The sequence below is a fragment of the Pseudomonas sp. Fl4BN1 genome (assembly GCF_009908285.1).
Lineage (GTDB): Bacteria > Pseudomonadota > Gammaproteobacteria > Pseudomonadales > Pseudomonadaceae > Aquipseudomonas.
In genome coordinates this window covers 12,248-27,400 of record NZ_JAAARM010000033.1, presented here as the reverse complement: position 1 = coordinate 27,400, position 15,153 = coordinate 12,248, and the positions used below count along the sequence as shown (strand labels likewise).

Sequence of the window (15,153 nt, the reverse complement as noted above, 5' to 3'; positions counted from 1 at the left end):
TCCAGAATCACGTCAGAACGTGGCGCCACATCGAATGATTACAACCACAACGACCGTCTGTCGGAAAGTTCAAACTAAGAACTGGTTCACATACTTCAAGTCAGGTTAACGCGTGAATATCAATGTGACATTAATCAGGCGATTGTTTAGGATGGCACTCATAAGGTCAATACTTTGGCATAAAGTTAATTGCGAAAATTCATAGCCAAATTATTGACACGCCAAAACGTCAAATCAACCGTTTCCGCTAATTACTCAATAGCGAATACACATCCAGACTGAGTTGCGGCCAGCGCCCAAGCCGGTACATGGAAGTCAACTGAGCGGTACACCGGAGAGTCTTCAATGAGCAGTGTTGTTGCCATCGTCAAAAGCATTGTCGGTCAAGTTTTCGTGGTATCCCCGGAAGGGATCCGGCGCGTACTCATTGAAGGTGACCGACTGTTCGTGGGTGACCAGGTGGATACCGGCTCGGCCGGGGCTGTCACCCTGGAGCTGACCGACGGGCGCACCCTCGACCTTGGCCGTGACACACAGTGGAGCGGCGCCGCGCCTGATTCCGGCACCGACCTGGCCCAGGCGACCGCCCAAGCCGCGCCTTCGGTTGCCGAATTGCAACAAGCCATCGCTGCGGGTATCGACCCGACCACCGAGCTCGAAGCTGCCGCTGCCGGCCCAAGCGCCACAGGTACTGGAGGCGCCGCTGGGGGTGGCCACAGTTTTGTCCAGCTTGAGGAAACGGCGGGCCGGGTAGACCCGACCATCGGTTTCCCCACTGCCGGCCTGGGGCTGGCCACTTCGGCGCAGAACAATACCGTCGGCGGCCTGACTAACAACGCCGGCCAGGCCAACGGCAATGGCAGCGGCAGCGATACCTTGCGTCCGGCAACCCTGACCCTGGGTGCCACCCCGACCATCACCGAGGCCGGCGGCACGCTGGTGTATACCGCGACCCTGACCCAGGCCCCGCTGACCGACCTGAGCATTACCCTGTCCAACGGCGCGGTCATCGTGATCAGCGCCGGCCAGTTGACCGGCAGTGTGCAGGTGCCCCTGGCGCCCAATGACAGCGTCTATATCGATCCGGGCCAGATCAGCGTCAACGTGACCGGCACTACTGGCGGCGGCGGTTTGCTGATCACGGTCGATCCAAGCCCGGCGGTGACCCAGGTCACCGACACCATCGACACCACCACCGTCACCCTGGCAGCGGATACCAGCGTCAGTGAAGGCGGGCAGATCACCTACACCGCCACCCTGACCAATCCGGCGCAGACCCCGGTGACCATCACCCTGTCCAATGGTGCGGTGATCACCATCGAGGCGGGCAAGTCCAGCGGCACCGTCGACGTGGCAGCGCCGGCCAATGATGTCTACAAGAACGGCGGCACCATCGAGGTCGGCATCACCAAGGCCGAAGGCGGCAACTTCGAGAACCTGGAACACAGCACCGACAAAGCAGTGACAACCGTCACCGACACCATCGACGACACCGGCCTGAAACTGTCGGCCACTGCCGAAGTCGCTGAAGGCGGCAGCATCGTCTATACCGCCACCCTGACCAATCCAGCGGGTACCGCGCTGACTGTCACCCTGTCCAACGGTGCGGTGATCACCATTGCGGCCGGCGCCAACAGCGGCAGCATCAGCGTCCCCGCACCCGCCGATGACGTCTATAAGGACGCCGGCAAGGTCGAAGTGACCATCAGCAAGACCGAGGGCGGCAACTTCGAAAACCTGGTGACCAATCCAGAGCCTGCCGTCACCAATGTCACTGACACCATCGACACCAGCACCGTCTCCCTGACCGCCACCCCAATCGTCGCCGAAGGCGGCATTGTGGTGTACACCGCATCGGTTACTGCGCCAGTCACCGGCTCGCCGGTTGTAGTCACTCTGTCCAACGGACAGACCATCACCATCCCAGTGGGTGAATCCACTGGCAGCGTGAATTTCACTGCACCGAACGATGCACTGAATGGCGGCAGCTCCTTGAGCACCACCATCACCAAAGTCGACGGCGGCAACTACGAGAAGCTGGAGTTCAGCGACAAGCCCGCTGACACCACAGTGACTGATACCCCAGACACCACGACCCTGAGCCTATCGGCTACCGGCGAAGTGGCCGAAGGCGGCAGCATTGTCTACACCGCTACCCTGACCAATGCCGCCGGTACTCCCGTCACCGTGACCCTGTCCAACGGTGCAGTGATCACCATCGCGGCGGGCGCGACCTCCGGGACAGTGACCGTTCCAGCACCGGCCGATGATGTCTACAAAGACGCCGGCAAGGTTGAAGTAACCGTCACTAAAGCCGATGGCGGTAACTTCGAACACCTGGAAACCAATCCGGCACCAGCAGTGACTGACGTCACTGACACCATCGACACCAGCACCGTCTCTCTGACCGCCACCCCAACTGTCGCCGAAGGTGGCACCGTGGTGTACACCGCCTCGGTCACTGCGCCAGTAACCGGCTCCCCGGTTGTGGTCACCCTGTCCAACGGACAGACCATCACCATCCCAGTGGGTGAGTCGACTGGCAGCGTGAACTTCACCGCGCCAAACGACGCCCTGAACGGCGGCAGCTCCTTGAGCACCACCATCACCAAAGTCGACGGTGGCAACTACGAGAAGCTGGAGTTCAGCGACAAACCCGCTGACACCACCGTCACCGACACTCCGGATACGACCACCCTCAGCCTGTCGGCTACCGGCGAAGTGGCCGAAGGCGGCTCGATCGTCTACACCGCGACACTGACCAATGCCGCCGGTACTCCGGTGACCGTAACCCTGAGCAACGGCGCAGTGATCACCATCGCGGCGGGCGCGACCTCCGGGACAGTGACCGTTCCAGCACCGGCCGATGATGTCTACAAGGACGCCGGCAAAGTCGAAGTAACCGTCACCAAAGCCGATGGCGGTAACTTCGAACACCTGGAAACCAATCCGGCACCAGCAGTGACTGACGTCACTGACACCATCGACACCTCGACTGTCAGCCTGACTGCCACCCCAACCGTCGCCGAAGGCGGCACCGTGGTGTACACCGCATCAGTTACCGCGCCAGTCACCGGCTCGCCGGTTGTAGTCACTCTGTCCAACGGACAGACCATCACCATCCCAGTGGGTGAATCCACTGGCAGCGTGAACTTCACTGCACCGAACGATGCCCTGAATGGCGGCAGCTCCTTGAGCACCACCATCACCAAAGTCGACGGTGGCAACTACGAGAAGCTGGAGTTCAGCGACAAACCAGCGGACACCGCGGTCACCGACACCCCAGATACAACGACCCTGAGCCTGACCGCCACCGAGACCGTGGCCGAGGGCGGTTCGATTGTTTATACCGCGACCCTGACCAACGCCGCTGGCACTCCGGTGACCGTAACCCTGAGCAACGGTGCAGTAATCACCATCGCGGCCGGTGCCACCTCGGGTACTGCGACCGTCGCCGCGCCAGCAGACGACGTCTATAAGGATGCGGGCAAGGTCGAAGTCACCGTCACTAAAGCCGACGGCGGCAACTTCGAACACCTGGAAACCAATCCGGCACCAGCAGTGACTGACGTCACTGACACCATCGACACCAGCACCGTCTCTCTGACCGCCACCCCAACTGTCGCCGAAGGCGGCACCGTGGTGTACACCGCCTCGGTCACTGCGCCAGTAACCGGCTCCCCGGTTGTGGTCACTCTGTCCAACGGACAGACCATCACCATTCCGGTCGGTGAGTCGACTGGCAGCGTGAACTTCACTGCGCCCAACGATGCCCTGAATGGCGGTAGCTCCTTGAGCACCACCATCACCAAAGTCGACGGTGGCAACTACGAGAAGCTGGAGTTCAGCGACAAACCAGCGGACACCGCGGTCACCGACACCCCAGATACAACGACCCTGAGCCTGACCGCCACCGAGACCGTGGCCGAGGGCGGTTCGATTGTTTATACCGCGACCCTGACCAACGCAGCTGGCACTCCGGTGACCGTAACCCTGAGCAACGGTGCAGTAATCACCATCGCGGCAGGTGCTACCTCGGGTACTGCGACCGTCGCCGCGCCAGCAGACGACGTCTATAAGGATGCGGGCAAGGTCGAAGTCACCGTCACTAAAGCCGACGGCGGCAACTTCGAACATCTGGAAACCAATCCGGCGCCAGCAGTGACCGACGTCACTGACACCATCGACACCTCGACTGTCAGCCTGACCGCCACGCCAACTGTCGCCGAAGGCGGCACCGTGGTGTACACCGCATCGGTCACTGCGCCAGTAACCGGCTCCCCGGTTGTAGTCACTCTATCCAACGGACAGACCATCACCATCCCGGTGGGTGAATCCACTGGCAGCGTGAACTTCACTGCGCCCAACGATGCCCTGAACGGCGGCAGCTCGCTGAGCACCACCATTACCAAGGCTGAAGGTGGTAACTACGAGAAACTGGAAGTCAGCGACAAGCCAGCGGACACCACCGTCACCGACACTCCGGATACGACCACCCTCAACCTCTCGGCTACCGGTGAAGTCGCCGAGGGCGGCTCGATCGTCTACACCGCTACCCTGACCAATGCCGCCGGTACTCCTGTCACCGTGACCTTGAGCAACGGCGCAGTGATCACCATCGCGGCGGGCGCGACCTCCGGGACAGTGACCGTTCCAGCACCGGCCGATGACGTCTACAAGGACGCCGGCAAAGTCGAAGTCACCATCACTAAAGCCGACGGCGGCAACTTCGAACACCTGGAAACCAATCCAGAGCCTGCCGTCACCAATGTCACTGACACCATCGACACCAGCACCGTCTCCCTGACCGCCACCCCAACCGTCGCCGAAGGCGGCACCGTGGTGTACACCGCATCGGTTACCGCACCAGTCACCGGCTCGCCGGTTGTGGTCACTCTGTCCAACGGCCAGACCATCACCATCCCAGTGGGTGAATCCACTGGCAGCGTGAACTTCACCGCGCCAAACGACGCCCTGAACGGCGGCAGCTCCTTGAGCACCACCATCACCAAAGTCGACGGCGGCAACTACGAGAAACTGGAGTTCAGCGACAAGCCCGCTGATACCACAGTGACTGATACCCCAGACACCACGACCCTGAGCCTGTCGGCTACCGGCGAAGTGGCCGAAGGCGGCTCGATCGTCTACACCGCGACACTGACCAATGCCGCCGGTACTCCGGTGACCGTAACCCTGAGCAACGGCGCGGTGATCACCATCGCCGCCGGCGCTACTTCGGGTACTGCAACCGTCGCAGCTCCTGCCGATGACGTTTATAAAGACGCCGGCAAAGTCGAAGTCACCATCAGCAAGGCTGACGGTGGAAACTTCGAGAACCTGGAGACCAATCCGGCACCCGCAGTGACTGACGTCACTGACACCATCGACACCTCGACTGTCAGCCTGACCGCCACCCCAACCGTCGCCGAAGGCGGCATTGTGGTGTACACCGCATCGGTTACCGCACCAGTCACCGGCTCCCCGGTGGTAGTCACCCTGTCCAACGGCCAGACCATCACCATCCCAGTAGGTGAATCCAATGGCAGCGTGAACTTCACTGCGCCCAACGATGCCCTGAATGGCGGCAGCTCCTTGAGCACCACCATTACCAAGGCTGAAGGCGGCAACTACGAGAAGCTGGAAGTCAGTGATAAACCAGCGGATACCACCGTCACCGACACTCCGGATACGACCACCCTCAGCCTCTCGGCTACCGGTGAAGTCGCCGAAGGCGGCAGCATCGTCTACACCGCGACCCTGACCAATGCGGCGGGTACGCCAGTCACCGTGACTTTGTCCAATGGTGCAGTGATCACCATCGCGGCCGGTGCTACCTCGGGTACTGCGACCGTCGCCGCGCCAGCAGACGACGTCTATAAGGATGCGGGCAAGGTCGAAGTCACCATCACTAAAGCCGACGGCGGCAACTTCGAACATCTGGAAACCAATCCGGCGCCAGCAGTGACCGACGTCACTGACACCATCGACACCTCGACTGTCAGCCTGACCGCCACGCCAACTGTCGCCGAAGGCGGCATTGTGGTGTACACCGCCTCGGTCACTGCTCCAGTCACCGGCTCCCCGGTTGTGGTCACCCTGTCCAACGGACAGACCATCACCATCCCGGTGGGTGAATCCACTGGCAGCGTGAATTTCACTGCACCGAACGATGCACTGAATGGCGGCAGCTCGCTGAGCACCACCATTACCAAGGCTGAAGGCGGTAACTACGAGAAGCTGGAAGTCAGCGACAAGCCCGCTGACACCTCAGTGACTGATACCCCAGACACAACGACCCTGAGCCTGTCGGCTACCGGCGAAGTGGCCGAAGGCGGCTCGATCGTCTACACCGCTACCCTGACCAATGCCGCCGGTACTCCCGTCACCGTGACCTTGAGTAACGGCGCAGTGATCACCATCGCGGCCGGCGCCACCTCGGGTACTGCGACCGTCGCCGCGCCTGCTGATGACGTTTATAAAGACGCCGGCAAAGTCGAAGTCACCATCAGCAAGGCTGAGGGTGGCAACTTCGAAAACCTGGAGACCAATCCGGCACCCGCAGTGACTGACGTCACTGACACCATCGACACCAGCACCGTCTCCCTGACCGCCACCCCAACCGTCGCCGAAGGCGGCATTGTGGTGTACACCGCCTCGGTTACTGCGCCAGTCACCGGCTCGCCGGTTGTGGTCACCCTGTCCAACGGACAGACCATCACCATTCCGGTGGGTGAATCCACTGGCAGCGTGAACTTCACCGCGCCAAACGACGCACTGAATGGCGGCAGCTCCTTGAGCACCACCATCACCAAAGTCGACGGCGGCAACTACGAGAAGCTGGAATTCAGCGACAAGCCAGCGGACACCACCGTCACCGACACTCCGGATACGACCACCCTCAGCCTCTCGGCTACCGGTGAAGTGGCCGAAGGCGGCAGCATTGTCTACACCGCTACCCTGACCAATGCCGCCGGTACACCGGTCACCGTGACCCTGTCCAACGGTGCAACCATCACCATCGAAGCCGGTAAAACCACCGGCACCGTGACCGTCCCAGCGCCTGCCGATGACGTCTACAAAGACGCCGGCAAGGTTGAAGTAACCGTCACTAAAGCTGACGGCGGTAACTTCGAACACCTGGAGACCAATCCAACGCCTGCCGTCACCAATGTGACTGACACCATCGATACCTCCACCGTGTCGCTGAAAGCCACGCCTGCGGCGGAGGAAGGCGGCAATGTCACTTACACCGCTACTGTCACGGCTCCAGTGACCGGTTCGCCCGTCGTGGTGACCTTGGCTAACGGTGAGAAGATCACCATCCCGGTCGGCGAAATCAGCGGTTCGGTAAGCATCAGCGCACCGAACGACGTGCTGATCGGCCATACCCCGCTGACCAACTCCATCACCAATGTCAGCGGCGGCAACTACGAAAACCTGGTGGCCGACAAGTCGCCGGTCAGCACCACGGTGACCGACACTGTCGATACCACCCACCTCAGCCTCAGCGCCACCGGTACTGTGGCCGAAGGCGGCCAGATCATCTACACCGCAACCCTGACCAACGCCGCTGGCACTCCGGTGACCGTAACCCTGAGCAACGGTGCAGTGATCACCATCGCGGCCGGTGCTACCTCGGGTACTGCGATCGTCGCCGCTCCTGCTGATGACGTTTATAAAGACGCCGGCAAAGTCGAAGTCACCATCACTAAAGCCGACGGCGGCAACTTCGAACACCTGGAAACCAATCCGGCACCAGCAGTGACCGACGTCACTGACACCATCGACACCTCGACCGTATCTCTGACCGCCACCCCAACCGTCGCCGAAGGCGGCACCGTGGTGTACACCGCTTCGGTTACCGCGCCAGTCACCGGTTCCCCGGTTGTGGTAACTCTGTCCAACGGCCAGACCATCACCATCCCAGTGGGTGAATCCACCGGCAGCGTGAATTTCACTGCACCGAACGATGCACTGAATGGCGGTAGCTCCTTGAGCACCACCATTACCAAAGTCGACGGCGGCAACTACGAGAAGCTGGAGTTCAGCGACAAGCCAGCGGACACCGCGGTCACCGACACCATCGACACCACCCACCTCAGCCTCAGTGCCACCGATACTGTGGCCGAAGGCGGTTCGATTGTTTACACCGCAACCCTGACCAATGCGGCGGGTACGCCCGTCACCGTGACCCTGTCCAACGGCGCGACCATCACCATCGCCGCGGGGGCCACTTCCGGTACCGTAACCGTCGCCGCTCCTGCCGATGACGTCTACAAGGATGCCGGCAAGGTTGAAGCCACCATCACCAAGGCTGATGGCGGCAACTTCGAGAACCTGGTGCCGAGCACTACACCCGCGGTAACCGATGTTACCGACACCATCGACACCTCCACCGTGTCGCTGAAAGCCACGCCTTCGGCGGAAGAAGGTGGCAACGTCACTTACACCGCTACCGTCACTGCACCTGTCACCGGTTCGCCAGTGATCGTGACCCTGGCCAATGGTGAAAAAATCACCATTGCGGTTGGCGAAACCAGCGGCTCGGTGAGCATCAGCGCGCCAAACGACGTGCTGATCGGCCATACCCCGCTGACCAACTCGATCAGCAACGTCAGCGGTGGCAACTACGAGAACCTGGTGGCCGACAAATCCCCGGTCAGCACCACCGTGACCGATGTCGTCGACACCACCAATCTCAGCCTCAGCGCCACCGGTACTGTGGCCGAAGGCGGCCAGATCATCTACACCGCAACCCTGAGCAACGCTGCTGGTACGCCAGTGACCGTGACCCTGTCCAACGGCGCGACCATCACCATCGAAGCCGGTAAAACCACCGGCACCGTGACCGTCCCAGCGCCTGCCGATGACGTCTACAAGGACGCCGGCAAGGTTGAAGTCACCATCAGCAAGGCTGACGGTGGCAACTTCGAGAAGCTGGAGACCAATCCGGCGCCAGCAGTGACCGACGTCACTGACACCATCGACACCAGCACCGTCTCCCTGAAGGCCACGCCGGCCACTACCGAAGGCGGCAACGTTACCTACACCGCCACTGTCACCGCCCCAGTGACTGGCTCACCAGTGATCGTGACCCTGGCCAATGGCGAGAAGATCACTATCGCGGTCGGCGAGACCAGCGGCTCGGTGAACACCACCGCACCGAACGACGTGCTGATCGGCCATACCCCGCTGACCAACTCCATCACCAATGTCAGCGGCGGTAACTACGAGAACCTGGTGGCCGACAAATCCCCGGTCAGCACCACCGTGACCGACACTATCGACACCACCACCCTCAGCCTCAGCGCCACCGGCACCGTGGCCGAAGGCGGTTCGATTGTTTACACCGCGACATTGAGCAACGCTGCTGGTACGCCAGTGACCGTAACCCTGAGCAACGGCGCGGTGATCACCATCGCCGCCGGCGCTACTTCAGGTACTGCAACCGTCGCCGCACCTGCTGATGACGTGTACAAGGATGCCGGCAAGGTTGAAGCCACCATCACCAAGGCTGAAGGCGGCAACTTCGAGAAGCTGGTACCAAGCACCACGCCAGCGGTGACCGATGTCACTGACACCATCGATACCTCCACTGTCTCGTTGAAGGCCACGCCTTCGGCTGCCGAAGGCGGCAACGTTACCTACACCGCCACTGTCACCGCCCCAGTGACTGGCTCACCAGTGATCGTGACCCTGGCCAATGGCGAGAAAATCACTATCCCGGTCGGCGAGACCAGCGGCTCGGTGAGCATCAGCGCACCGAACGATGTACTGGTCGGCCACACCCCGCTGACCAACTCCATCACCAATGTCAGCGGTGGCAACTACGAAAACCTGGTAGCCGACAAGTCACCGGTCAGCACCACCGTGACCGACACCGTCGATACCACCAATCTGTCGCTGACGGCCACGCCTTCGGTGGCAGAAGGCGGCCAGATCGTTTACACCGCAACCCTGACCAATGCGGCCGGGACGCCAGTGACCGTGACCCTGTCCAACGGTGCGGTGATCACCATCGCCGCCGGCGCTACTTCGGGTACTGCAACCGTTGCCGCTCCTGCCGATGACGTCTACAAGGACGCGGGCAAAGTCGAAGCCACCATCAGCAAGGCAGAAGGCGGTAACTTCGAGAAGCTGGTACCAAGCACTACCCCAGCGGTGACTGACGTTACCGATACCATCGACACCAGCACCGTGACCCTGAAAGCCACGCCTTCGGCTGCCGAAGGTGGCAACGTCACTTACACCGCTACCGTCACTGCCCCAGTGACCGGTTCGCCAGTAATCGTGACTCTGGCCAACGGTGAGAAAATCACCATCCCGGTCGGTGAATCCAGCGGCTCGGTAAGCATCAGCGCGCCGAACGACGTGCTGATCGGCCACACCCCGCTGACCAACTCCATCACCAATGTCAGCGGCGGCAACTACGAGAATCTGGTAGCTGACAAGTCACCGGTCAGCACCACCGTGACCGACACTATCGACACCACCACCCTCAGCCTCAGCGCCACCGGTACCGTGGCCGAAGGCGGTTCGATTGTTTACACCGCAACCCTGAGCAACGCTGCTGGTACGCCAGTCACCGTGACCCTGTCCAACGGTGCGGTGATCAACATCGCAGCCGGTAAAACTACCGGTACCGTGACTGTTCCGGCGCCTGCCGATGACGTCTACAAGGACGCGGGCAAAGTCGAAGCCACCATCACCAAGGCAGAAGGCGGTAACTTCGAGAAGCTGGTACCAAGCACTACCCCAGCGGTGACTGACGTTACCGATACCATCGACACCAGCACCGTGACCCTGAAAGCCACGCCTTCGGCTGCCGAAGGTGGCAACGTCACTTACACCGCTACCGTCACTGCCCCAGTGACCGGTTCGCCAGTAATCGTGACTCTGGCCAACGGTGAGAAAATCACCATCCCGGTCGGTGAATCCAGCGGTTCGGTAAGCATCAGCGCGCCGAACGATGTGCTGATCGGCCATACCCCGCTGACCAACTCCATCACCAATGTCAGCGGCGGTAACTACGAGAACCTGGTAGCCGACAAGTCACCGGTCAGCACCACGGTGACCGACACTATCGACACCACCACCCTGAGCCTCAGCGCTACCGGCACCGTGGCCGAAGGCGGTTCGATCGTTTACACCGCAACCCTGACCAATGCGGCCGGGACGCCGGTGACCGTGACCCTGTCCAACGGTGCGGTAATCACCATCGCTGCGGGCAAAACTACCGGCACCGTGACCGTCGCTGCTCCGGCGGATGACGTCTACATCGACGCCGGCAAGGTCAACGCGTCGATCACTGGCGCCACTGGCGGCAACTTCGAGAAGCTGGTGCCGGATACCACACCAGCAGTGACCAACGTCACCGACACGATCGACACCACCTCGGTCAGCATCAGCGGCAGCACCTCGGTCACCGAAGGCCAGACCGCCAGCTACACCGTCAGCCTGACTCACCCGGCACAGACCGAAGTCACCCTGAAGATCAGCTACAGCGGCACCGCCACCGACGGCTCGGACTTCACCGGCGTATACACCGTGAAGATCCCGGCCGGCGCCAGCAGCGCTACCTTCAATGTGGCGACCATCGACGACAAGATCACCGAAGCCACGGAAAACTTCACGGTCAAGATCGACTCGGCCAGCGGCGGCAACTTCGAGAACCTGGTAGTCAGCGGCAGCAATGGCAGCGTCACCACCTCGATCATCGATAACGATGCACCACCGGTCATCGATCTGGATGCCAACAACTCCAGCGGCGCCACCGGGGCCGACTACAAGGTCACCTTCACCGAAGGTACTGCGGGCCCTGGCGTATCGATCGCCGACACCGACCTGAGCATCACCGACCCGGACAGCACCCTGCTCACCGGCGCCACCATCGTGCTGACCAACCGTCAGCCAGGGGACTCGCTGAACCTGGGCAACAGCGTCAACGGCATCAACATCAATGCCAACAGCAAGGACGGTTCGATCACCCTGACCCTGTCGGGCAGCGCGACGCTGGCCGACTACATGCAGCAGATCAAGAACATTACCTTCACCAACAACAGTCATGATCCGAGCACCACGCCACGGACCATCACCGTGACCGTGACCGACGGCGGCAACTACTCCAACGTCGCTACCACCACGGTCAACGTGGTCGCGGTGAACGATGCCCCAGTGGCCACTGGCGGTGCCGTGACCGGTACCGAAGACACGCCGCTGGCCCTGACCTGGTCCAACTTCGGTGTCAGTGACGTCGACAGCCCGGCGTCCAGCCTCGGGGTGAAAATCACCCAGCTGCCAGGCGAAGGCAAACTGCAGTACCTGGACGGTTCGACCTGGAAGGATGTGGCCAATAATCAGACCTTCAGCAAGGCCGATATCGATGCCGGCAAACTGCGTTTCACCCCCGATGCCAACGAGTCGGGTGCCCCCGGCTACGGCGGCAACGGCCTGGGCAACCAGCAGGCGGATTACGCCCAGATCAAGTTCCAGCCAACCGACGGCCAGGCTCTGGGCAACACCGGCACGGTGAAGGTCGACATCACTCCGGTGGCCGACGCGCCAACCCTGAGTGTGGCGGGCAACGGTGTGAATTCGGTAGGCCTGATCAAGGAAGTCTGGACCGGCCTCAGCGGCCTGGGCACCGACGGCAGCGGCGCCTCCGCGGGCACCCTGAAATCGGTGATCGATGCCGCTGGTACGCCAAACAGCAGCAGCCTGGCGACCAACGTCCAGTCCGACGGCAACATCGCCCCCGGCACCGCATCGAAGACCTCCGGCCTGATCTACCTGGAAGCCGGCAAGGCCTACACCTTCTCCGGCACCGGCGACGATAGCCTGCTGGTGACCATCGGCGGCAAGAACGTGGCCAGCACCACCTGGGGCGCGGGCGGTAACCTCAACGGTACCTTCACCCCGACCACCAGCGGCTACTACACCATCGATATCTACCACCACAACCAGAGTGGCCCTGGCGCCTACGACGTCAACCTCTCGGTCAACGGCGGCACGCCGGTGGACCTGAGCAACGCCGGCGTACCGCTGTACACCGGGGTCACCGACCTGACCAATGCCGGTGTCTCGGTATCCGACCTGCACGGCACCAATGGCGAGGGTTATTACGACGGCTACAAGCTCAACGAAGGTGGTGAAGGCGGCAGCGTGCATCTGTCGAAGATCAGCACCGGCCTGACCGATACCGATGGCTCGGAAACCCTCAGCGTGAAGATCAGCGGGATTCCCGCAGGCTCGGTACTCAGCGATGGCGCCGGGCACACCTTCACCGCCACGGGCTCTTCAGGCGAGGCCAATGTCACCGGCTGGAACCTGGGCACCCTGACCGTCACTCCGCCGAGCTACTACAACGGCTCGTTCAACCTGACCGTGACCTCGACCTCCACCGAGTCCCTGGGCGGCTCTGCGAGCACCTCGGCGCAGATCCCGGTCAAGGTCTACCCGGCGGTCTACAACGCCGTGGTCGGCACCTCGGGCGACGACACGGTCACTGGCACCGACGGCAACGACATCGTGGTCGCCGACATTGGCGGCCTGACCGTGGTCCCGGGCACCAACTACAACATCGCCTTCATGGTGGACAGCTCGGGCAGCATGAGCAGTGCCTCGATCACTGCAGCCAAGAACTCGCTGACCGCGGTCTTCAACACACTGAAGAACAGCATCGGCGGCGCCGGCTCGGGGACAGTGAACATCTTCCTCGCGGACTTCGACACGCAAGTCAACAAGTCGGTGTCGGTGAACCTCAATGACCCGAATGCCCTGGCCCAACTCAAGGCCGTGCTGGACTCGATGAGCTCCGGCGGCGGCACCAACTATGAAGACGTGTTCAAGGCCACGGCCAACTTCTTCCAAAGCAGCCAGGCCACCGGCAACAGCAATGCCACCAACCTGACGTACTTCATCACCGACGGTAAGCCGACCTACTACCAGAGCGGCGAGCAGACCAACCCGACGCTGTACGGCAACGTACGCCTCGACGACGTGGTGACCACCAGCAACTACAAGCTGGGGGATACCTTCAGCACCTACATCGACAACACTCACGCCATCAGCGTGAGCAGCAACGGTGCAGTGGTCCTGCAGACCTACAACAGCAACGGCTGGGGCGGTGGCTCATGGTCCAGCAAGAACCTGGGCACCCTGCACGCCCAGGGCGACGGCACCTACGAGCTGTCGAGCCTGGCCGGTACCGGCAACAGCACCAACTCGGCTACAACCAGCAACTCCAACGACAGCTTCGTGTTGCTGAGCAAGCTGTCCCAGGTAGAGGCCATTGGACTGAACAACGGTGTCAGCCTCAACGACCTCAAGCCCTATGACAGCGATGGCAAGCCACAGACCAACATCGATCCGAATGACCTGGCCAACTCGATCATCGGCCACACCGAGGCCACCATGCCGGGGGCGGACACTGTCAGCGGCGGCAACGGCAACGACATCCTGTTCGGCGACCTGGTGAGCTTCAATGGCGTCGCCGGCGAGGGCTACCAGGCGATGCAGGCCTATGTGGCCAAGCAGACCGGTGTCGATGTGAGCAAGGTCACCACCAGCAACGTGCACCAGTACATCACCGAGCACTACACCGAGTTCGATGTGTCCGGCAGCCACGATGGCAATGACACCCTGCTGGGCGGCGACGGCAATGACATCCTCTTCGGCCAGGGCGGTAACGACCTGCTGGACGGCGGCAGGGGCAATGACATCCTGCTGGGGGGCACCGGCAACGACATCTTGATCGGTGGCAAGGGCAACGACATCCTGATTGGCGGTTCCGGTGCCGATACCTTCGTCTGGAAGGCCGGCGACATCGGCAACGATGTGATCAAGGACTTCAAGGCCAGTGAAGGTGACCGCATCGACCTGCGGGATCTGCTGCAGGGCGAGAGCGGCAGCACCATCGACAACTTCCTCAAGATCACCACCGTGGACGGGGTCTCGACCCTGCAGGTCAGCTCCGAAGGCAAGCTCAACGCCGCCGGAGGCCTGGCCAACGCCGATGTGACGATCAAGCTGGAAGGCAACAACTGGTCCAATGCCAGCATCAACTCGTTGATCGCCGGCAGCGACCCGACCATCAAGATCGATCACAACAACAGCTGATCGGCCTGAGCGGCCACCCCTCGCGGGTGGCCGCTC

General features: G+C 61.7%; 1 protein-coding gene. It reads left to right on the top strand.

Annotated features, from left to right (window positions below; translation table 11 throughout):
• Window positions 1-345: 345 nt before the first annotated feature.
• Window positions 346-15,117, top strand: coding sequence for a LapA family giant adhesin (locus tag GV818_RS27055; protein ID WP_161777987.1), 14,772 nt, complete (start codon window positions 346-348; stop codon window positions 15,115-15,117).
• Window positions 15,118-15,153: the final 36 nt, after the last annotated feature.

Excerpts from the sequence above, each read along its gene's own strand:
- GV818_RS27055 (WP_161777987.1), top strand. The coding sequence starts at position 346 with ATGAGCAGTGTTGTTGCCATCGTCAAAAGCATTGTCGGTCAAGTTTTC.